Annotated in this window: 26 protein-coding genes; 20 read left to right on the forward strand and 6 right to left on the reverse strand. The window is 36.0% G+C overall.

Annotated features, from left to right (window positions below):
- Nucleotides 1-66: 66 nt before the first annotated feature.
- Entirely contained in the window at nucleotides 67-1,002 is a 936-nt protein-coding gene (ctaA, locus tag DET63_RS15915; RefSeq protein ID WP_002014781.1) for a heme A synthase, read from the reverse strand.
- Between the two features lie 497 nt (nucleotides 1,003-1,499).
- On the opposite strand from ctaA, the gene cyoE reads away from it, so the two are divergent.
- The 7 genes from cyoE to DET63_RS15950 all read left to right on the forward strand — a co-directional run bounded on the left by cyoE (nucleotide 1,500) and on the right by DET63_RS15950 (nucleotide 8,793).
- A complete protein-coding gene (gene cyoE, locus DET63_RS15920; protein WP_002066903.1) occupies nucleotides 1,500-2,423 on the forward strand; it encodes a heme o synthase in 924 nt (307 codons plus the stop codon).
- A 93-nt stretch (nucleotides 2,424-2,516) separates the two neighbouring features.
- On the forward strand, nucleotides 2,517-3,566 hold the full coding sequence (coxB, locus tag DET63_RS15925; protein WP_002088304.1) for a cytochrome c oxidase subunit II: 1,050 nt from the start codon (nucleotides 2,517-2,519) through the stop codon (nucleotides 3,564-3,566).
- Between the two features lie 60 nt (nucleotides 3,567-3,626).
- Complete coding sequence (ctaD, locus tag DET63_RS15930; RefSeq protein WP_181777920.1) at nucleotides 3,627-5,462, forward strand: cytochrome c oxidase subunit I; 1,836 nt, start codon at nucleotides 3,627-3,629, stop codon at nucleotides 5,460-5,462.
- Complete coding sequence (gene ctaE / locus DET63_RS15935; protein WP_002121963.1) at nucleotides 5,462-6,085, forward strand: cytochrome c oxidase subunit III; 624 nt, start codon at nucleotides 5,462-5,464, stop codon at nucleotides 6,083-6,085. The genes ctaD and ctaE overlap by 1 nt, the downstream gene beginning before the upstream one ends.
- Before the next feature lie 3 nt (nucleotides 6,086-6,088).
- Nucleotides 6,089-6,421, forward strand: coding sequence for a cytochrome c oxidase subunit IVB (gene ctaF / locus DET63_RS15940; RefSeq protein WP_002014776.1), 333 nt, complete (start codon nucleotides 6,089-6,091; stop codon nucleotides 6,419-6,421).
- Between the two features lie 81 nt (nucleotides 6,422-6,502).
- Nucleotides 6,503-7,408 (forward strand): cytochrome c oxidase assembly factor CtaG, encoded by a 906-nt coding sequence (gene ctaG, locus DET63_RS15945; RefSeq protein WP_113937205.1) that lies wholly within the window; start codon nucleotides 6,503-6,505, stop codon nucleotides 7,406-7,408.
- A 386-nt stretch (nucleotides 7,409-7,794) separates the two neighbouring features.
- Complete coding sequence (locus tag DET63_RS15950; RefSeq protein ID WP_000535796.1) at nucleotides 7,795-8,793, forward strand: formamidase; 999 nt, start codon at nucleotides 7,795-7,797, stop codon at nucleotides 8,791-8,793.
- 46 nt (nucleotides 8,794-8,839) lie between these two features.
- Here DET63_RS15950 and DET63_RS15955 read toward each other — a convergent pair whose 3' ends face one another.
- Nucleotides 8,840-9,205, reverse strand: a complete 366-nt coding sequence (locus DET63_RS15955) for a YugN family protein (protein WP_002066906.1) — start codon at nucleotides 9,203-9,205, stop codon at nucleotides 8,840-8,842.
- Between the two features lie 207 nt (nucleotides 9,206-9,412).
- Between DET63_RS15955 and DET63_RS15960 the strand changes: the two genes are divergently transcribed.
- The 6 genes from DET63_RS15960 to DET63_RS15985 all read left to right on the forward strand — a co-directional run bounded on the left by DET63_RS15960 (nucleotide 9,413) and on the right by DET63_RS15985 (nucleotide 12,989).
- Nucleotides 9,413-10,447, forward strand: coding sequence for a CAP domain-containing protein (locus DET63_RS15960; RefSeq protein WP_033707146.1), 1,035 nt, complete (start codon nucleotides 9,413-9,415; stop codon nucleotides 10,445-10,447).
- Between the two features lie 234 nt (nucleotides 10,448-10,681).
- Nucleotides 10,682-11,119, forward strand: coding sequence for a YlbD family protein (gene ylbD / locus DET63_RS15965; RefSeq protein ID WP_002138106.1), 438 nt, complete (start codon nucleotides 10,682-10,684; stop codon nucleotides 11,117-11,119).
- 11 nt (nucleotides 11,120-11,130) lie between these two features.
- A complete protein-coding gene (locus DET63_RS15970; protein WP_002014770.1) occupies nucleotides 11,131-11,376 on the forward strand; it encodes a YlbE-like family protein in 246 nt (81 codons plus the stop codon).
- Nucleotides 11,377-11,453: 77 nt separating this feature from the next.
- Entirely contained in the window at nucleotides 11,454-12,026 is a 573-nt protein-coding gene (locus DET63_RS15975) for a histidine phosphatase family protein (protein WP_002066909.1), read from the forward strand.
- A gap of 116 nt (nucleotides 12,027-12,142) precedes the next feature.
- Complete coding sequence (locus DET63_RS15980; RefSeq protein WP_002066910.1) at nucleotides 12,143-12,595, forward strand: YlbF/YmcA family competence regulator; 453 nt, start codon at nucleotides 12,143-12,145, stop codon at nucleotides 12,593-12,595.
- Nucleotides 12,596-12,722: 127 nt separating this feature from the next.
- Nucleotides 12,723-12,989 (forward strand): YlbG family protein, encoded by a 267-nt coding sequence (locus DET63_RS15985; RefSeq protein WP_002088292.1) that lies wholly within the window; start codon nucleotides 12,723-12,725, stop codon nucleotides 12,987-12,989.
- A 55-nt stretch (nucleotides 12,990-13,044) separates the two neighbouring features.
- Here DET63_RS15985 and DET63_RS15990 read toward each other — a convergent pair whose 3' ends face one another.
- Nucleotides 13,045-13,434, reverse strand: coding sequence for a DUF7147 family protein (locus tag DET63_RS15990; protein ID WP_113937189.1), 390 nt, complete (start codon nucleotides 13,432-13,434; stop codon nucleotides 13,045-13,047).
- Nucleotides 13,435-13,954: 520 nt separating this feature from the next.
- On the opposite strand from DET63_RS15990, the gene rsmD reads away from it, so the two are divergent.
- Both rsmD and coaD read left to right on the forward strand, forming a co-directional pair.
- Complete coding sequence (gene rsmD / locus DET63_RS15995) at nucleotides 13,955-14,521, forward strand: 16S rRNA (guanine(966)-N(2))-methyltransferase RsmD (protein WP_002066890.1); 567 nt, start codon at nucleotides 13,955-13,957, stop codon at nucleotides 14,519-14,521.
- The gene (coaD, locus tag DET63_RS16000; RefSeq protein ID WP_002088286.1) at nucleotides 14,518-15,009 is read left to right on the forward strand and encodes a pantetheine-phosphate adenylyltransferase; all 492 of its coding nucleotides are present in this window, start codon (nucleotides 14,518-14,520) and stop codon (nucleotides 15,007-15,009) included. Before rsmD ends, coaD begins: the two co-directional genes overlap by 4 nt.
- Here coaD and ylbJ read toward each other — a convergent pair.
- Nucleotides 15,001-16,230 (reverse strand): sporulation integral membrane protein YlbJ, encoded by a 1,230-nt coding sequence (gene ylbJ / locus DET63_RS16005; RefSeq protein WP_113937190.1) that lies wholly within the window; start codon nucleotides 16,228-16,230, stop codon nucleotides 15,001-15,003. The two genes, coaD and ylbJ, sit on opposite strands and share 9 nt — an antisense overlap.
- 112 nt (nucleotides 16,231-16,342) lie before the next feature.
- Between ylbJ and DET63_RS16010 the strand changes: the two genes are divergently transcribed.
- Both DET63_RS16010 and DET63_RS16015 read left to right on the forward strand, forming a co-directional pair.
- Nucleotides 16,343-17,134 carry a patatin-like phospholipase family protein gene (locus DET63_RS16010; RefSeq protein WP_033707141.1) on the forward strand — a complete coding sequence of 264 codons (792 nt, stop codon included), beginning with the start codon at nucleotides 16,343-16,345 and terminating at the stop codon, nucleotides 17,132-17,134.
- Nucleotides 17,127-18,152 (forward strand): SepM family pheromone-processing serine protease, encoded by a 1,026-nt coding sequence (locus DET63_RS16015; protein WP_113937191.1) that lies wholly within the window; start codon nucleotides 17,127-17,129, stop codon nucleotides 18,150-18,152. The genes DET63_RS16010 and DET63_RS16015 overlap by 8 nt, the downstream gene beginning before the upstream one ends.
- A 26-nt stretch (nucleotides 18,153-18,178) precedes the next feature.
- On the opposite strand, the gene DET63_RS16020 is transcribed toward DET63_RS16015, so the two are convergent.
- Nucleotides 18,179-19,420, reverse strand: a complete 1,242-nt coding sequence (locus tag DET63_RS16020) for a nucleotidyltransferase (RefSeq protein ID WP_181777921.1) — start codon at nucleotides 19,418-19,420, stop codon at nucleotides 18,179-18,181.
- A 153-nt stretch (nucleotides 19,421-19,573) separates the two neighbouring features.
- Here DET63_RS16020 and DET63_RS16025 point away from each other — a divergent pair, with 153 nt between their 5' ends.
- From DET63_RS16025 to DET63_RS16035, 3 genes are all read left to right on the forward strand, one after another.
- Nucleotides 19,574-20,074: a YceD family protein gene (locus DET63_RS16025; protein WP_002014753.1), complete on the forward strand. Its 501-nt coding sequence runs from the start codon at nucleotides 19,574-19,576 to the stop codon at nucleotides 20,072-20,074.
- Nucleotides 20,075-20,135: 61 nt separating this feature from the next.
- Nucleotides 20,136-20,309 (forward strand): 50S ribosomal protein L32, encoded by a 174-nt coding sequence (gene rpmF, locus DET63_RS16030; RefSeq protein ID WP_001984764.1) that lies wholly within the window; start codon nucleotides 20,136-20,138, stop codon nucleotides 20,307-20,309.
- Between the two features lie 130 nt (nucleotides 20,310-20,439).
- Nucleotides 20,440-20,946 carry an RsfA family transcriptional regulator gene (locus tag DET63_RS16035; protein ID WP_002066865.1) on the forward strand — a complete coding sequence of 169 codons (507 nt, stop codon included), beginning with the start codon at nucleotides 20,440-20,442 and terminating at the stop codon, nucleotides 20,944-20,946.
- 33 nt (nucleotides 20,947-20,979) lie between these two features.
- Here DET63_RS16035 and DET63_RS16040 read toward each other — a convergent pair whose 3' ends face one another.
- Entirely contained in the window at nucleotides 20,980-21,453 is a 474-nt protein-coding gene (locus tag DET63_RS16040) for an N-acetyltransferase (protein WP_002014751.1), read from the reverse strand.
- Between the last annotated feature and the right edge of the window lie 9 nt (nucleotides 21,454-21,462).

The following is a 21,462-nucleotide window of genomic DNA, read 5'->3' on the forward strand; positions in this document are numbered from 1 at the left end:
CGAAAGCAGCTCTTTTTTGTGTGTAAATAATACCTTGCCGAATTGGCAAGGTATTATAGTTTTACTTTATTTTGTTTGCTTAGAAGTTGATTCAGTTTCTTTTGCATTGACTGTACTTCTTGTACCTATCATAACTAAATAGCATAGTACAGCAAACAGGCAAGAAATGAAGAGCGAATGTAATAATGCCATTGCTAAACTAGCATTTGTAAATACGACCAAAATCCCTACTATAGCTTGAAGTGTAACAAGGATAAATGAAATAATCCATCCCCAGTATACTACACGCTGCTGCTTGTAATGGCGAATAGCGATAATCATCGCATATAGTATCCAAGCGAAAATTAACATCGCTGCAACTCTATGCCCCATTTGAACCCACTCATGTAGTTGAGTTGGCATAGGTCTATTTTTGCTACATAAAGGGAAGTCTGGACAGGCTAAGGTAGCTCGTTCGTGACGTACTAAAGCTCCTGTGTAGACAACGATATAACTGTAAATTGTTACACCATAAATATGAAATTTCATTTTTTTGTCCATAATAAGTGAACGTGCATCAAATTTCTGATCAATTTCAAAAATAAGACACGTTAACAAGATGACAGAAGCAAATGAAATTAAGGAAATACCGAAATGAATAGCTAATACAGCAGGCATTTGACCCCAAACAACCGCCGCCGCCCCCATTAATGCTTGTGCAACTAAAAATACGAAGGATAAAATTGCTAACGTCTTTGTTTCGCGCACATGTTTATAATATTTCCAGGACAAGATACAAAGAAGAGTAACAAGGATTCCTGCTGATCCAGATGTTAAGCGGTGACTTAGCTCAATAATAGTCTCCATTGATAAATTAGATGGAACAAATTCACCGTTACAAAGAGGCCATGATTTGCCGCATCCTTGGCCTGAACCCGTTTTTGTAACTAAAGCGCCTCCTAGTAAAACTACTAATAAATCGAGACTTGTAATGACTGCTAACCATTTAATAAAGCGTTGCAATCTCTTTCACCATCTTTCTGCTATGAAGTTATTGCGAAATATTTTCATTCCATTATGTATAGAATAAAACGTGCTACAGTCCTATGATATATAAAAAATAATAAAATAGCAAAGAAATGGAGGGTGAGGACAACGTACGTATTATAAAGAAAAAAATGGGATTTAAAATACATATTTTAGGAGGAATTCGGGCTATTTTGAAAAGAAATGGGGAGAATACATGCTAAATATGACAAAATAGTTTATTATAGAAGATAACATCATGTTATGATAAGGATAAATTAGAATAAAGTTTTTTAACGTTCGACACAAAAAGTTCATGTTTTCTTCACAAAATGTTCGGGAAATGTGATTTAATATATTGGAGTATGGGCGTAGATTAGTAGTAGAATGGGTTAACAATATTTCTACTGTAATAATATTGCTATATAGAAGCGGAATATTTCACATGAAATATATGCTTAGAAAGATGATAGGTTTAAGAGGGGGTTAAAGTGATGAACCATGCAACAAGTGAGCTGCATGATGAGTCAGCTGTTTCAATTGTACCGGAAACAACTCGGTTACAAGATTTATCAGCGCTCGTTAAAATGGGGATTGTAAACTCAAATACACTTACTGTATTTACAGGATTTTGGTTGGCTTTACATTTTAATGGATTGAGTGTTATGGACAATCTAGATAAGCTATTTTTCACAATCGTTGGTTCTGCATTAATTATGGCAGGGGTATGTTGTTTAAATAACTACATTGACCGAGATATCGATCCATTAATGGAAAGAACAAAAAACCGTCCAACGGTAACAGGTAAATATAAACCTGGCTTTGCACTTGCATTTGGACTTGTAATTTTACTTCTTGGCTTTGCATTTTTATTACTTACTACACCGATGGCAGTGTTAATCTCATTTATTGGTGCCTTCACATATGTTGTTTTATATACGTTATGGACGAAGAGAAAATATACGTTAAATACTGTTGTAGGTAGTATATCAGGAGCAGTTCCACCTTTAATTGGATGGGCGGCAATTGATCCGTCTTTAAATCATCCAATTGCTTGGATGTTATTTTTAATTATGTTTATTTGGCAAATCCCACATTTCCTCGCATTAGCGATGAAGCGTGTTGATGAATATCGAAATGCAGGAATCCCAATGCTTCCTGTTGTACAGGGATTTGATATTACGAAACGTCAGATTATGATTTGGACAGTATGTTTATTACCACTACCATTTTATATGAGTGGGCTTGGAATAACATTCATGGTAATTGCAACATTGCTTAACATCGGATGGATCGCATTAGGGCTTTATGGCTTCCGTAAGCAAGATGACATCAAATGGTCCGTAAAAATGTTTGTTTATTCCTTGAATTACTTAACAATCTTATTTGTGTCAATGATTGTAGTTACATTCTTCTAAGACAACGACATGATTGGATTTCTTTACGTTGAGATTTACTTTACTTAACTATAAAGTACAATCTAATTCACAAAGAAAGTGGGGGTTGTTTGTATGAAGAAACAGTGGCGACTGCTTTCGTTCGTTTCACTGCTGGCTTTACTGTTAGGGGGATGCGGTAAAGCTTTTCAGTCTACTTTAATTCCGCAAGGGGAAGTAGCAAAAATGCAATATGATTTGCTCTTACTAGCGAGTGCAATCATGGTAGGAGTAGTACTTGTAGTTACTATTATTTTCTTATATGTAATTGTGCGTTTCCGACAAAAAAAGGGTGAGGAAGATTATATTCCAGAGCAAGTTGAAGGAAATCACAAACTAGAAATTATATGGACAGTCATTCCGATTATTCTTTTGTTAATCTTGGCTGTTCCGACTGTTACATATACATTCAAGCTTGCTGATGTAAGTGCGATGGAGAAAAAGAATATTGATAAAGATACTATCGTTGTTGATGTAACAGCGAATCTTTATTGGTGGGAATTTTCTTATAAATCAGAAAAAATAGTAACTTCTCAAGATTTAGTTATCCCCACAGGTAAGAAAGTGTATTTGAATTTGAAGGGTGCCGATATTAAACATTCGTTTTGGGTTCCATCTTTAGCTGGGAAAATGGATACAAATACAGATAATGTAAACAAAATGTGGTTAAAGGCAGATAAATCGGGCACTTATAATGGTTTTTGTACAGAATTTTGTGGCCCATCACATTCTTTAATGCAGTTCAAAGTGAAAGCTCTGGATGAAAGCGAGTACAAAAAGTGGCTTGCTGACATGAAGAAGATTGATGGAAAAAAAGAAGTAGCTTCTACAAAGGCGCAAGAGGGTCAAGAAATATTTAATAAAAGCTGTATTGGTTGTCATGCAGTTGGATCAAATGATAGTAGACCACCTTCTGCTCGTATCGCACCGAACTTAGCAAACTTTGCAGATCGCGATATGGTTGCTGGTATTGCCGAAAATAATGAAGAGAACTTAAAAAAATGGCTCAAAGATCCTGAAAATATGAAACCAGGTAATAAAATGACTGGTAAATATGGCAACTTAACGGATGATCAAATTAATGCATTAAATGCATATTTACAAACGTTAAAGATTGAAAAATAAAGAGGGATCATTTGCGAAGGGGAGGTTGAAAACGTGAGTTCTGTAGCAAAAAAACAGGGGATGGGTGCTGTCATATGGGATTATTTAACGACAGTAGACCATAAAAAGATTGCCATTCTCTATTTAATTGCAGGTGGATTGTTTTTTGTAATAGGTGGAATAGAAGCACTATTTATTCGCCTGCAGTTAGCGATTCCTAACAATGCTTTTCTTGTTGGGGATGCTTATAATCAAGTATTAACGATGCACGGTACAACAATGATTTTCCTCGCAGCTATGCCACTCGTGTTTGCATTTATGAACGCCGCTGTACCACTTCAAATTGGAGCACGTGATGTGGCGTTCCCGTTTTTGAATTCGCTCGGATTTTGGTTATTTTTCTTTGGTGGATTATTTTTAAATTTAAGTTGGTTTTTAGGAGGAGCGCCTGATGCAGGGTGGACATCATATGCATCTTTAGCTTTAGCCTCTAAAGGACATGGTGTTGATTTTTATGTACTCGGCTTGCAAATATCAGGTATTGGTACATTAATTGGAGGTATTAACTTCCTTGTTACAATTATTAATATGCGCGCGCCAGGGATGACGTACATGCGCATGCCGATGTTTACATGGACAACATTTGTAACATCTTCACTTATTTTATTTGCATTTCCACCATTAACTGTAGGATTAGGACTTTTAATGTTAGATCGTTTATTTGGCACAAGTTTCTTTAATCCGGCACTAGGTGGGAACACGATTATATGGGAGCATTTATTCTGGATCTTCGGTCATCCGGAAGTATACATTCTTATACTCCCAGCTTTCGGAATATTCTCAGAAATCTTCGCCACATTTTCGAAAAAACGATTATTCGGTTATTCTTCTATGGTGTTCGCGACAGTATTAATAGGGTTTTTAGGATTTATGGTATGGGCGCATCATATGTTTACTGTTGGTCTTGGGCCTGTTGCAAATGCTATCTTCTCGGTTGCAACAATGGCGATTGCAGTTCCAACGGGTATTAAAATATTTAACTGGCTCTTTACAATGTGGGGTGGAAGTATTAGGTTTACAACACCAATGATGTGGGCGGTAGCTTTTATTCCATCCTTCGTTATGGGTGGAGTTACAGGTGTTATGCTTGCTTCTGCACCAGCTGATTATCAGTTTCATGATAATTATTTCGTAGTAGCACACTTTCATTATGTAATTGTTGGTGGTGTTGTATTTGGTTTACTTGCAGGTGCGCATTATTATTGGCCACTTATGTTTAATAAAGTATTAAATGAAACGTTAGGAAAGATAACATTTTGGTTATTCTTTATCGGTTTCCATTTAACGTTCTTTATTCAGCATTTCCTAGGTCTAATCGGTATGCCGCGTCGTTACTACACATATCTAGAGGGGCAAGGATTGGAAATGGGGAATATGATTAGTTCTATTGGAGCAGTGTTTATGGCTCTTGGAACGATTGTTCTTTTATTCAATGTAATAAAAACAACGGTATCAAAAGAGAAGGCTGGTCGTGATCCGTGGGATGGACGTACATTAGAGTGGACAATGCCAGCACCTACACCGGAATATAATTTCAAACAGTTACCATTTGTTCGTGGATTAGATCCGTTTTGGATTGAAAAGCGTGAGGGTAATAAAGAGATGACAGCAGCGGAACCGGTCGGTGATATCCATATGCCAAATTCTTCATTTTCACCGTTTATTATTTCTCTAGGTCTATTTATAGCTGCTTTTGGTGCGATGTATATGCAGGGTGGCAAAGATAAATTTTGGTTATTAGTAGCGATTATCGGTTTAATCATTACGTTTGGTACAATGTTCCTTCGTTCAGTAATTGATGATCATGGATATCATATTCATAAGGAAGATTTAGATGATAAGGGGGGCAAGGCGTAATGCATGTAGATGAGAAATTAACGAATGAAACATTTCCAGCAGAGCCTGAAAAAGCAACCCTTGAGGGGAAAAATAAGTTTGTTGGTTTTTGGTTATTTCTTGGAGGCGAAACAGTGTTGTTCGCTTCCTTATTTGGCACATATTTAGCGTTAAAGAACTCTACAAATGGTGGACCAACATCTCAAGAGATGTTTCAAATGCCACTCGTTTTCATTATGACGATGCTTTTGTTAACAAGTAGTTTAACGAGTGTATACGCAATGTATCATATGAAAAATTTTAACTTTAAGAAAATGCAACTTTGGTTACTTATAACAGTGTTGCTTGGCTTAGGATTTTTGGGGTTTGAAATATATGAGTTTTATCATTATACGCATGAATTTAAGCATACAATGAGAAGTAGTGCGTTTGGTTCTGCATTTTATGCTCTTGTTGGTACACACGGGCTCCACGTGTTGTTTGGATTATGTTGGATTTTAACATTAATCTTTAGAAACGCGAAGAGAGGCTTGAATTTATACAACGCACCAAAGTTTTATGTTGCATCAATTTATTGGCACTTTATTGACGTAGTTTGGGTGTTTATTTTCACTGTAGTATATTTGATGGGAATGGTGGGATAAACAATGGCGGTTAAGCAAACGAATAATCCTAAGGTGGATCTTGTTTATCGGAAGAGAAAAAGTGCAGAGGAAATGAAGCACCAAGTTGTTACATTTTCACTAATGATTTTTTTAACATTAGTTGCATTTGCAGCGGTGGCATATCCGAAAACATTTAGCCCGATTTTTTCGGTTCCATTTATATTATTGTTAGCAGTCATTCAAGTTATATTTCAGTTATATTATTTCATGCATATGAGTCATAAAGGGCATGAAGCGGCGAGTTTCTTCTTATACTCTGGATTGTTAATTGGTTTATTAACAATATTAGCCTTTATGACAATTGTGTGGATTTAAACAGTGATAGTAGGGGGCTCTGATTTATCATAGCCCTCTTTGTATATGAAATATAAGGATTTTGAAAAGGTAGGTGTGGAAATGGAAAACTTATGGGTATTTGGTTTTCAAGCTTTATGGAGTCCGATTTTTTTATTATTTATGATCTCGATTCTTATTAGTTATTTTTTAGTTATTGGACCATATAGAACGCGATTTGAAAATGCGACGAAGGTAAGTAAGAAGCAAATTTTTTATTTTACGACCGGGATTGTTCTTTTGTATTTTGTAAAGGGAGGACCTATTGATTTAATTGGTCATATTATATTTAGTGCACATATGCTTGAGATGGCAGTAATGTATATTGCGGTGCCTCCGTTATTACTGCTTGGTATACCCGTATGGTTATATCAATATATTACTTCTTTTAAGTTCGTTCAAATTGTGCTAAAGGTTTTTGGAAAGCCACTTATTGCGTTGTTGGTATTTAACGGTCTGTTTTCCTTTTATCATTTTCCAGTTGTTTTTGATACAGTAAAACAAAGTCAAATAGCGCATCCTATTTGCCTTGCTATATTGTTTTTTGCAGCAATGATGATGTGGTGGCCGATGTTAAATCCGCTACCAGAATATCAAACTTTAAGTGATATTAAGAAGCTTGGTTATATGTTTGCTAATGGTATTTTATTAACGCCAGCTTGTGCGTTAATAATTTTTGCGACTGCACCATTATTTGCAACATATACAGATCCGGCCGCTTGGATGAAGGCAATGGAGCTCTGTGTACCGGCGGGGACTTTATCAGATTTAAATATAACTGGACCAGAATTTTTACATTGGATGCCGGTAGTAGAAGACCAACAAACAGGCGGTATCATTATGAAAATTGTCCAGGAAATAGTGTACGGTACGATTATCGGTTATGTGTTCTTTAAATGGGCACGTAGAGAGCGTGAAAAGGATAAAGAGCAGTTGCAACAATTGCCGCCGTATTTACAGACCAAGTAAAAAAGTGTGTGGGATTCCATACACTTTTTTCTTCTTTGGTTTTAGCTAATTATAAAAGATTGAATTTTCAAACTTTTCATGTTAAGTTAGTGTAGGCATGTACTAAAGTGGATATAAAACTTACTACTAGCTTTAATACGTAATAATTCCATATGTAGTGCAAGTTTTTTAGAGAATTACAAATTTATCCCGCATTAAGGGGCAGTAAGACTCCCACCTCGAAATTTGGCGACTGCGAGGGAGTTAGGCGGGAGATCAACTCCCCGTAAAAGCCCGATTGGTGTAGGCTAATAATCAGTGGGGGATGGACAAAACCCCCACTGATTAAAGTTTCACTTTATATTGTTATCTTTAATAAACATGAACTATTTTAAGGGGGAATTTAAATGGGTAGTAGTGGAAGCATGGTAAAGCCGATTAGTGGTTTTTTAACAGCGTTAATTCAATATCCAGTACCGGTAGTAGAGTCGCGTGCAGACATTGATAAACAAATTAAACAGATCATAAAAACAATTCATTCAACGAAATCAGGTTATCCTGGATTAGAATTGATAGTATTTCCCGAATATAGTACACAGGGGCTCAATACAAAAAAATGGACTACAGAAGAGTTTTTATGTACAGTTCCTGGACCAGAAACAGACTTATTTGCTGAGGCATGTAAAGAATCTGAAGTATATGGTGTTTTTTCTATAATGGAAAGAAATCCTGATGGTGGAGAACCGTATAATACAGCAATTATTATTGATCCACAGGGTGAAATGATTTTGAAGTATCGTAAGTTAAATCCTTGGGTGCCAGTCGAGCCTTGGAAAGCTGGAGATTTAGGCTTACCTGTTTGTGATGGACCTGGAGGAAGTAAATTAGCTGTTTGTATTTGTCATGATGGTATGTTCCCTGAAGTAGCCCGTGAAGCGGCCTATAAAGGTGCAAATGTCTTGATTCGTATTTCCGGATATAGCACACAAGTTAGTGAACAATGGATGTTAACTAATCGTTCAAATGCATGGCAAAATTTAATGTATACATTGTCAGTGAACTTAGCGGGTTATGATGGTGTATTTTATTACTTTGGTGAAGGACAAGTATGTAATTTTGATGGGACTACTTTAGTGCAGGGACACCGAAACCCTTGGGAGATTGTTACTGCCGAAGTATATCCGGAGCTAGCAGATCAGGCTAGATTAGGATGGGGTCTCGAAAATAATATATATAATTTAGGTTCAAGGGGATATGTAGCGACTCCTGGTGGGGTGAAAGAAAACCCGTATACGTTTGTAAAAGATTTAGCTGAAGGTAAATATAAGGTTCCTTGGGAAGATGAGATTAAAGTAAAAGATGGATCCATTTATGGGTATCCAGTCAAAAAGACGATTCATTCTTAGGTAAGAGAAATAGAACAAGCGCATCGATATGATGCGCTTGTTCTATTTACTCAATAATTTGAAATTCTTTCAACTCTTTTTCAATATTTTGTAGGAGTTGTTCGCTTTTTTGAAGTACATTCGTTGGGAAAATCTCATCATCTCCATATTCAACGCCATGAGGATAATAATGTTTTCCTAATAAGGGTGGCAATAGTTTTACTTGAGCGTGTCTGCCGCCGATGTCACCTTCAACAGCAAATCCTTGTACACGTAAATAATAAATATCCTTTAATATTTCAAATTTATAATCATATGTAACGCGTTCGTAATCCCATTGTCCAGCAAGTACAAAATGATTGTTTTCCATAATCTCAGTTAAAAGAGTTAGATCAACGACTGCATCATTAAAGTTTGTATTTGTAAATTGCATAGAATACCTCCTTATTTTAATGTTAGTACACTATTTTTATAATAGTACGAATAATAAGAAAGTGCAATTCGTATTGCGAGAAAAGGGATAATCCAGACTTTTTTCGTGAAAATATGATATAGTGAAAAGAGTACGGTACACACAAAAAAGGAAAAAAAAGGATTTGTGTATATCTCGATTTTATGCTTTGTTCAGGAGGTATATCGTTTGAAGAAATTATTGCGTATCGTAATGATTACATTTTTAATTTTAGCTGTTGATTTATACGGGAAGTTACTCGTGTCACAATATATATTAACTCCATCTCACTCTAAGCAAGAAAATAAAATTGTGAAAAAGAAGAAGCAAGTAAATGAAGAATCCACAGACACTGTATTAAATATGATTGGTGGGGACTCTGAGAATTTATTAGCGAAGTGGGGCGAACCATCTCGAATAGAGCCTTCTGCTTATGGATATGAATGGTGGGTGTATAATCAAGATTTAGCTCAGTATGTTCAATTTGGAGTTGCTGAACGTAAAGTTGTAACGGCGTATGTTGCTGGTGAGCAAGTTAAGGTGGCTCCCTATCATATAAATGAAAAGTATGAAGAGGTATATAAAAAGAATCCACTTTCACATGAGATTTCATTAAAAAGAGGAAAGAATAGTTATCAATTTGAGTTATCTGATACGGAAGTAATGGAACAACCGCTAGTACCTGTAGAAGATGGATGGGCACAATTATACTTTGATCACTTTACACATGAGCTTGTTGGTCTTCGTTATATGGATGATGAAACGTTATTACGACAAAGACCATATCAACTTGTTTATTCAGGTGAATTAATAGCGGAACAGCCGCTGACACCAGAAAAAATGAAGCAAGTAGAAAATGGAAATATGCAACAAATTCTCGATTTAACAAATATTATTCGAAGTCGTCATCAATTACCGTTGTTAACATTTGACCAACAAACTGCAGATGTTGCATTAGGCCATAGTAAAGATATGAAGGATAATAATTATTTTTCACACGATTCACCTACTTTTGGTACGTTAGGAGATCGCTTGCAAAGTGGGCAAGTGGCTTTTCAACTTGCTGGTGAGAATATAGCGGCGCAACATAGTGATGGAATTGCGGCGGTACAGGGTTGGTTAAATAGTGAGGGTCATAGAAAGAATTTATTAAATGAACAATTTACTGGATTAGGTGTTGGGGTATATGATAAATTTTATACTCAAAACTTTATCCGAAAATAAAATGAAACTTTAATCAGTGGGGGCATCCTTCACTGATTATTAGTCTTCACCAATCGGGCTTTAACGGGCAGTAAGACTCCCGCCTAACTTCTGCGTATTCGTAGAAGTTTAAGGTGGGAGTCTTACTGTCCACAAATAGGGAGATAAAAAGGTGCATGAATCGTCTAAAAATAGGCGAACCATGTGCCTTTTTTTTCTTACAATATAGTAGATATACATGAAGAGGTGAGGATTATGCCAACAACAAAAGGGCCGTTACATCCATCGGTTCAACAGTTTAAAGAGTTTGTAAACCATCACCCTAAAATGGTTCATGAGGTTAGAAGTGGTCAAAAAACTTGGCAGCAATTTTATGAAGAATGGTACTTACTTGGTGAAGAAGATCAAATATGGATAGCGTATAGACCTGATGGAGCACCTGCTTTTTCTTCGGTAAAAGAAAATAAAGAAGAAAAAGAAAATCGAACAGAAGAGGAAAAAACTGCTGATGTGATGGGGCAAATGCTTTCTTTCTTTAAAAAGCTAGACGTAGAACAAATGCAACATCATTTAGCAAATGTAACGAGTGCGATTGGTAGTGTGCAACAAGTTATCCAACAATTTCAAGGGAACCGTGCGCAGCAAGAACAAAGTACTTCTGAAAATAATCCTTTTTTCTTTCAAAAGGATTAGGGGGAAAGAGAATGAGAGCAGAGCTTATGGAGTTTATAAAAGCTGATGAGGATTTAGCTCGCTATATTCGGGAACAGCCATACTGGTACCGGAAATTGACGCGTAACCCAGAAGAAAAAGAAGCTTTTGAGTTAGCTGCCATGCAGCATTTCAAAAAAACGATACCAGATAAAGTGGAAAAATTTCAAAATCAATTGGCTGTTGCTTCAATTATGATTGATATGTTCCAGTATATGAAGCAGCAAAATACGACGTAATTGGAAGGGAAAACTATGTCCGTTATGCAAAACTTTTGTTACAATAGAATCGGATTATTTAAAAAAGGAGTTGCAGCATGACGGAAATTTGTTTAGTACGACATGGACAAACTGATTGGAACTTTCAAGAGATTATTCAAGGGCGCGAAGATATTCCACTTAACGAAGTTGGGAAGAAGCAAGCGAGTCAAAGTGCAGCTACCCTGCAAGCGGAATCGTGGGATATAATTATAAGTAGTCCGTTAATTAGAGCGCAAGAAACAGCTAAGGAAATTGCTGGGGCTATTGGATTACCATCTATTTTATTAGATGAGCGATTTATGGAACGTAATTTTGGGGAAGCTTCTGGGAAACCAGTTGCGGCCGTTAGAGAGTTAATTGCAGAAGGTAATATAGAAGGAATGGAGCAGGATGAAGAAATTGTAGAGCGCTGTTTTACGGCTTTACAAGAGGTTGCAGCAGCACATGGAGATAAACGTATTATCATTGTTGCGCATTCACATGCAATAAAAGCTATTTTACACGCAATTGCACCAGATGAAATTACATTTAAAACGCCGTTAAAAAACGCATGTATTAGCTACGTGAAAGAGAATAGCGGGAAATGGGATGTTCTTAAATATAATATTGCGGAGCATATTATTGTATAAGAGTGCAAGGGGATTGTATGAAAAGTAGTTAGAATTATATCTTTCTTTTAGGTGAGACACTTCAATTAGTAGTTCTGTTCCAAATGTGTTATGATGAATACTCGGAGGTGTCTCTCATGATTGTAGCGACGCTGGAAAGCGTATTGATTTTAGATAAGGCAGAGCAGCTTGCAAAAGCGATCATCTGTTCAGATATAGCAGAAGATTACCGTAAGTATTATAAGGATTTACAAGAAGATATAGAAGTCCAGACGCTAATTCAGCAATTTACAACGATGAAAGAGCGATACGAAGAAGTGCAACGTTTTGGTAAATATCATCCTGATTATACTTTCGTTTCGACGAAAATGAGGGAATTAAAGCGTTCTGTAGATATGCATGATAAGGTTGCAACCTTTAAAAGAGCAGAAACTGCTTTACAAAAGTTATTAGATGAAGTTAGTGTAGCAATTGGTTCTGAGGTGTCTTCTTCCGTTAAAGTTCCAACAGGAAATCCGTTTTTTGATGCGGGTGGCTGTGGCGGTGGGTGTGGTACCGGAGGCGGTTGTGGTTGTAAAAAAACAGGGTAATTTACCCTGTTTTTTAGAATATAGAAGAAAACGTATACAGAGTTTGTCCTTTAATGTCATAAATTTTTGATTGGTTTTCATAAAATATAAGAATATAAGTTTTTAAAAGGAGAAGATGGAGAAGATTATGTTCGGGCAACGACAAAGTATGATTGTTTATTTACATTCATTGAAACATGCCAAGATTTTAAGGAAATATGGTAACATTCATTACATATCAAAACGTTTGAAATATGCCGTTGTATATTGTGATATGGAACAAATTGAGCATATGATGCAAAAATTGAATAAACTTCCTTTTGTAAAAAAAGTAGAACAGTCGTATCGCCCATTTTTAAAAACGGAATTCGAAAATTCGCGTCCTGATCGGGCAAAAGAATACGATTATAGCTAAGTAAAAAAATCCCCTGCTAAATTTAGCAGGGGATTTTTTTACTTGAAATAACGTGTTATTTCATTGGAGGAATGAAATTGTTCATTCGTAAAATACCAATTAGATGATTAAAAAATAGTTCTTTTTCAGGGAAAGTTGTTGATGGTTTTACAGTAAAGGGAGTAACTTTTTTCCCTATTTGTTCCGCCATTTCTTCAAATAAAACGACACGTTTACTTTTTTTATTTTCAAGTACAGGAATGCCTTCACGACATATGTATAATGGTTGGAAATCACCAGTAGTTGTCGGTTTTAGTATTACAACAAGTGAACACACTTTTTTTTCGGTTTTTACAGTTTCGAATTGTAACATATGTGTTACACGTTCTTGGTTTGTTTTGGCAATTTCAAGTAATTCATATAAGTCAGAGTAGCCTTCTCCGAGTTCTATAAAGCGTTGAATCATATTTTTTTCCTCCTCTTTCTTTTACTGTACCACCTCACTTTTTAAATGAAAAGTAGACAAATAAAAAAACCCTGCAAAGCAGGGCCCTTCTAATACTAGTATGTACTACTAGTAAGAAGGCAAAGGGAGAGGAGAAACCGGAGGAAGAACTTATGGGGAAACGTAAGTCTTCTCCGCGGTTGGCAACAACATCGAAAATGATGTTGTTATATTTATTTATGTCCAATCTAAAATGAAGATATACATAATGAAATTAAAATTTATGTTAGGCTTTTTATTTTTCTTTTTTTTATTTTATGATAGGATAAAAAAGGTAAAGTGGAACTGATGTACATAGAGGGGTTTTGTTCGCAAATAGTGAGATGAACATGCAAGAAATAGCGAACGGTTATTTTAACTAAAGTTCTCTATAGGTTAAGTAACGAATTAGTGAAGAATTGTATGGTTTGGTAGCGGTTACCGACTTGAGATGCATTTACAGTAATCGCTCGATAGATTGAAATAAAGGTAGTGACAACAGATGAGAGTAGTTTCAGGAAAATGTAAAGGGCACCCACTTAAAGCGGTACCTGGTAATACAACACGTCCAACGACAGATAAAGTGAAAGAATCTATTTTTAATATGATAGGTCCTTATTATGATGGTGGTATCGCTCTTGACTTATTTGGTGGTAGTGGTGGTCTTGGAATTGAGGCCATAAGTAGAGGGATTGATAAAGCGATTTTTGTTGACCGAGATAGTAAAGCGATAAAAGTCATTCATCAAAATTTAGAAAGCTGTAGAATACAAGAACAAGCTGAAGTGTATCGAAATGATGCGGAACGTGCGGTAAAGGCGCTTATAAAGCGTGAAATATCATTCGATCTTATACTAATAGACCCTCCATATAAAGGTCAAAAAATTGTGTCTTTAATTAGTGTGATCGATCAACATGGATTGTTAAATAAAGATGGCATCATTATGGCAGAGCATGGGGATGACGTGGTTTTACCTGATTCAATAGGAGAACTTGTAAAAGTACGGGCAGAAAACTACGGGATTACAGCAATTTCGATTTATAAGTATGAAGGTGAGGGGACAGAATGACAAGTATAGCTATTTCTTCAGGGAGTTTTGATCCAATTACCCTTGGACATTTGGATATTATTAAAAGGGGAGCAAAAGTATTTGATGAAGTATATGTAGTTGTTTTAAACAATTCATCAAAAAAACCATTCTTTTCGGTAGAAGAACGCCTAGAGTTAATTCGAGAGGCGACAAAGGATATTCCGAATGTAAAAGTTGATTCACATAGTGGATTATTGGTGGAATATGCAAAAATGCGTAATGCAAATGCAATATTACGTGGTTTGCGAGCAGTTTCTGATTTTGAATATGAGATGCAAATTACTTCAATGAATCGAAAATTAGACGAAAGTATCGAAACCTTCTTCATTATGACAAATAATCAATATTCATTTTTAAGTTCAAGTATTGTGAAAGAAGTTGCGAGATATGGGGGAAGTGTAGTAGACCTTGTTCCTCCGATTGTAGAGCGTGCTTTAAAAGAAAAGTTTCAAACCCCGTTAAAGTGAACGGGGTTTTTCTTTATGAATGCGTAAAAACAATAAGATAACATATAAATATAAACAAAATAAGGTGAAGATTGGTCCGTAGTGTATAAATGATGTCCAAATATCAGTTAGTGTGTAAGAATGATTCAATAAAAATACGGGAAGATCTTCTTGCGTAGGCGAGAAAGAATGAACTTTTTCATAAAATGGCCCCCAAAATATAAAAGTGAGAATAGGAGCGAGAATACTTTGGATAATTCGAGCTAAAAAATAAGGTTTAAAGCGGATATCTGTCTCCGCTAATATGCTTGCTACTTGTGCCTGAATAGAAAGGCCGCTAAATGCTAGAATGAAGCTTGTTACCATCGCTTGTTGAAGAAGTGTTGATTCATTAATTTGACTAATCATTTGGCTTCCAAGCGTCATTTCAAAAATACCGGATAATATCGGAATATTAAATTGGGATGTAAGTTGGAAGAATGATAAAATATGTTGCATAATAAAAGAAAGCGCTTCTGTAATTTCGAAAACAGTAATCATTTTATTTAAAACAGAGAATAAAATAATAAACCCACCAATCATGAGCAATGTTTGAATAGAAGAAACGATAGCGTCACCGAGTAGTTTTCCAATCGGTCTTTTTTCTTGCATACGTGTTTGGTGGAGGATGGAAAAAGGGTTTTGAAAGGCACGCTTTTGATTCGTATGTTTGTCTTTTATGTAAGTATCGTTATTACCATAAAAGCGCATAAGTAATCCGACGATAAAGTTACTTATATAATGTGCTGCTGCTAATACGAGCCCTAATTTCGGATTATTGAAAAAACCAATAGAAACCGCTCCGAAAATAAAAAGTGGATTAGAAGAATTTGTGAAAGATACGAGTCGTTCCGCTTCGATTTGTGTTAGTTGATTGCTCTTGCGTAGTCTAGCGCTTAATTTGGCGCCGGCGGGGAATCCTGAAGCCATTCCCATTGCCCAAACAAATCCGCCTATCCCTGGAACACGAAACAGTGGACGCATTAGTGGTTCTAATATAACACCGATAAATTTTACAATACCAATACTGATTAGAAGTTCCGCAATGATGAAAAACGGTAGTAGTGAAGGGAATACAACTTCCCACCATATATTTAACCCGCGAATTGAAGCTTGCAAAGCATCTTGGGGGTGAAGTACAAGAGAAAAGGTTAAAAATAACATTGATATGGTAAGAAAAGCAGTTTTCCATTTTTCGTACATGTAAGAAAATCCCCCTTTGTCCCAAAAACGTTCATTTCAGTATACGTGGATATGTGGTGAATTTAGACCATAAGTATGAAAAAGGAATGAAAAAAATTAAAGGGTGAGAAAAATGAAGGAACCAAAAATCGGTTTAGCGCTTGGATCCGGAGGTGCAAAAGGTTTTGCTCACATAGGGGTAATAAAAGTGTTAAGGGAAGCTGGCATCCCTATTCACATGATAGCAGGTAGTAGTATAGGAGCATTAATTGGTACATTTTATGCAGCGAGTTGTGACGTTGAAAGACTGTATAGATTGGCCGCTGTTTTTAAAAGGAAATATTATTTGGATTTTACAGTTCCTAAAATGGGATTTATTGCTGGAAAACGTATCAAAGATATGATTAAAATGTTTACATATAATAAAAATTTAGAAGAGTTAGATATCCCGACGGCTGTTGTGGCTACTGACATTTTGAAGGGGGAAAAAGTTGTTTTTACAAGCGGTCCGATTGCGGAGGCGGTTCGAGCTAGTATATCTGTGCCGGGGGTGTTTGTTCCAGAGAAAATAGATGGGCGCTTATTAGTGGATGGAGGGGTAATTGACCGTATTCCCGTATCGGTTGTAAAAGATTTAGGGGCTGATATTGTTATTGCTGTTGATGTATCTCCAATTAAGGTGAATGGAGAGGTTACATCGATTTATGATGTGATTATGCAAAGTATTGAAATTATGCAACATGAACTCGTGATGAATCGGCAAATAGCATCAGATTTAATGATGCGGCCAGCAGTAGAACAATTTAGTTCGCGTGCTTTTACACATATTGAAGATATCATTCGGGTCGGAGAAGTGGAAGCAGAAAAACACATTTCAAACATTTATTTACTAATTGAGCAGTGGAAGGAGAAACATAATGTTTAAGCGTTTTCGGTTTATATATGCAATTTTAATAGGGGTTATATTGGCGATGCTACTTGTTTATGTGCGTTTGCCGTATTATGTGACAAAACCAGGTATGGCGGCGAAATTAGCGCCATACGTTCAAGTAGATGGTGGAACGAAAGAGTCTGGTGATTTCATGCTTGTCACTGTCTCAATGGGACCTGCCAATGTGGTGAACTTAATAGCCGCGCAATTTAATAAATATACACACGTTTCAAAGGCGGAAGAAATATTGCAAAAAGGCGAGAGTGATGAAGAATATCAATTTCGCCAAAATTATGCAATGAAAGATTCGCAAAATGCAGCGATCTATAATGCTTATAAACGTGCAAATCGCTCTGTTTCTTTTGAAAATAAAGGTGTACTAGTTGCTGGTGTAGCAAAGGGTATGCCGTCAGAAGGAAAACTTAAGCTTGGAGATGTTATTATAGCTGTCGATGGAAAAACATTCGACAAGACGGAACAATTTATTGAGTATATGACAGGGAAAAAAGAAGGGGACACAGTAAATATTGAATACAAGCGGGGCGGAAAACAGTTTAAAGAAAATTTAAATGTAAAGACGATCCCTAATGGGAATGGACGCGTCGGTATAGGGGTCTCTATCGTTACGGAAAGAGAGTTAGTAGTAGATCCGAAAGTGAAAATTGATTCCCATGAAATAGGAGGCCCGTCAGCAGGGTTAATGTTTACACTAGAAATTTATAATCAGCTCGTTGAAGAAGATTTAACAAACGGACATGAAATAGCTGGAACAGGTACAATCAATGATAAAGGAGAAATTGGTCCAATTGGTGGTATTCAGCAAAAAGTAGTAGCTGCTAGTGATGCGGGAGCTGAAGTGTTTTTTGCGCCAAATGAAAAAGGTGTAGAGAAATCGAATTATAAAGATGCTCTTGAAGCTGCGAAAGATATTAAAACAAAGATGAAAATTGTACCAGTGGACACACTGGATGATGCATTAACGTATTTAGAAAAAATGGGTAAAACAAAGTAAACCTCTCTGAAGAAGAGAGGTTTTTCTTATAGGAATTTTTTCATTATTTCATCATAACGAATTGGGTGATGCGTTGCGTCTTGTTTTAGCAGTTGTGTCCGCAAAGGTTCTTGCATTATGGAGAAATATACAGCATTTGATTTTCGTTCTATGTCTAAAGTTGGATGTTCGAATGTTTTTGTATGAGTAAGGATTGGGAGTTCTATTTTTTTCTTATTTCTAGAAAGATAAGTTTGTCCTTTTTGTGACATTCCGAGAAGACGGATATACGGCGCATGTTGCTCTATATTTGCTTTGTGTATTTCTTCCTTCGTTGTATTTGTTAAAATATGTGTACAAGCTCTTTGCAATCTAGTCCATGTATAACGTTTTGTTTTTAATGCTTCCATGAATGAATAGAAAGATGAACTGTTTTGTATTTTTGATAAAATACGATGCTCTAAACCTTCTTCCATTTCATATATATGCTGTAAGTCCTCTGAAGACATCGTCATAAGTTTGTATTTAAAAAATGAAAAGTATTTTTCCCAGTTATGTAACGTCCCGTAGTTTTGCTTGTATTTTTCTAAAAGAGAAGCAGTCATTTTCGGGATAAAAGGCTCAATAGTTGTAGAGGAACTGTTTTCATTAAATAGCTGTTTGCGAATACTTGTTGCACTTGCAATATGTTGATCGTGAAATGTTTCATCATGATAATGAGAGGCGAATCTTTTTATAGTTTGTGCTTGCATCGAACTGTTTTGTAAGAGAATTGCTTTAATGTACTGTAAGCCTAAAATGTTATTTGGTTGTGACATATCTACGTTTTTTTCGGATGGTAAGATGTGTAGAAAGGCTTCAGATGTAGCTTTCGCATAACTATTACCTGCATTCATAAATTGCTTCACAAGACGATTAAAAGTCTCTTCTTCATTTTTTTGTATAGCGATGGTATTGTAGAAATTTTCAGCTTGTCCATCTTCACTACCGAAACAAATTTCAGAAACACCAAGGGCGTTTAAAATCGAAATTGCGCCATTTGCGAAAGTTTCGGCCTTTTGTGTTGCGAATGCATATGGAAGCTCTACAACAAGGTCTACGCCGTTTGTTAAGGCCATTTTAGTACGATACCATTTGGAGATGAGTGCGGGCTCACCACGCTGCAAAAAAGGACCACTCATAACGGCGATAATAATATCAGACTGTGTTAACTTTTTTGTTTGTTGCACATGATAAGCATGACCGTTATGAAAAGGGTTATATTCAACAACAATACCACTGGATTTTATGGTAATCTCTCCTTTCGATGTAGCATCTTTTTGGAAAACGTGATAGTCTATATATTATTTCCTATGATGACTTCATTATAGTGTAAAGAAAAAACATTGACAAATATAAAATGGCTAGCTATAATTTTGTTTGTTGCCTTGAGGTGATATGATATGAAATGGTCCATCCATCAATTGAATAAATTGAGAAATAAAGGATTGACATTAAATGAAATGGTAGATGTAAGTGAGCTAAAAGAGGTCGAGAAAGATATTCGTGAAATTAATCCTGCTCATGTAACAGGAAGAGTTGATTTTGGCTCCGGTAAGTTTACGTTTCATCTACATATAACTGGAAGCATGGTTTTACCATGTTCTCGCTCTTTAGTAGATGTGACATTACCATTTGACATTAAAACAACTGAGGTGTTCCAAACTTCGGAAGAAGAATTTGAAACAGAAGCTGAAATTCATTGTTTAGAAGGAGAAGTACTTGACTTACTGCCCGTAATCAAGGAAAATATACTTTTGGAGATTCCAATGCAAATTTTCAGTGATGATGTTTCTGGTGGAGCACCGATGCAAGGTCAAGACTGGCAAGTGATTTCGGAAGAAAACAAAGAAAAGACTGTTGATCCACGATTAGCAGGACTTGCAAAGTTTTTTGACAAATAATCGGAAGACTGGTTTAGGCCTTCATATGAAAATAACTATTTCTTTTAAGGAGGTGGGAAGAATGGCTGTACCTTTTAGAAGAACTTCTAAAACAGTAAAAAGAAAGCGTCGTACGCATTTCAAATTATCAGTACCTGGTATGGTAGAGTGCCCAAGCTGTGGTGAAGCGAAATTAGCTCACCGTGTATGTAAAGCATGCGGTACTTACAAAGGTAAAGAAGTAATCAGCAAGTAATTGCGGGGAAATAAACGTAGAAGATATCTTCTACGTTTATTTTTTTTTGTCTTATTCTTTATTTGTTGTATTCTATCTTTTCTAGTAACTGCATATGCTTAATAAAAAATGCATAGGGAGGACTAGAGAGATGGCGACAACAAGACAAGATGCTTGGACTGATGATGAAGATTTGCTTCTGGCAGAAGTAGTACTCCGGCATATTCAAGAAGGTGGAACGCAACTTTCTGCCTTTAAAGAAGTGGGGAGACATTTGTCTCGCACACCAGCAGCATGTGGATTTAGGTGGAATTCTTATGTTAGAAAGCAATACAAAGAACGTATTGAAGAAGCAAAGCAACTTCGTAAAGTAGAAAATTATGAAGTGAAAGAGACAAAGGTATTAGAGCCTACATCAATTACATTGAATGATGTTATTGAATTCTTGCGAAATTATAAAGATGAAAGCTCTTTAATGGTGTTGCAACAACAAATTGAATCGTTACAAACAGAGAAAGAACGTCTTCTGGAGCGATTATCAGTATATGAGGAAGAATATAGAACATTACTTGATTATATCGATCAAAAAAGAAGTGTAATGGTAGCGGAAAGAAATGGCGCTCGCTCGAATGGAGAATTAGAAAAATTAAAGAAATAAAAACAGCTGCGTAACAGCTGTTTTTTTTGTTTCTTATGCAGATTCTTCGTTTGTAATCGCATTCGAATTTGTTTCTGGATGCCAAATATAAAAATCACCATCAGTTACTGATACTGGCTGGAAACTTAATTTATCCCAAAAACCAGATGACTGGATACGTGCTATCGTTTTAATTGGGAATTGTAGTTGTTTCGCATAATTAACAAGCATTTGTCCGAATCCTTGTTTTTGAAAAGTCGGCAATACTTCAAGTTTATAAAGTTCTAGGTAAGTACCTGTAATTTCAAATGGTTCCCCGCCGTTCCTTTTCATATATAGACTCATACGTGCGATTAGTGATCCTCCATAATAAATACCGTAAAATGGAGACTCACTATCATTTTCAATAATGTTTGCTTGTAATTCTTCCAACATGGATAGTTCTTGAGCTCCGCACCCTTTGAATTTTTTAAATTCATCTAATGTTTTATAATTGATGAGCAAGCGTTCAACTTTTGGGAATCCCATTACATCACG

Source organism: Bacillus sp. DB-2, assembly GCF_003315125.1.
Lineage (GTDB): Bacteria > Bacillota > Bacilli > Bacillales > Bacillaceae_G > Bacillus_A > Bacillus_A mycoides.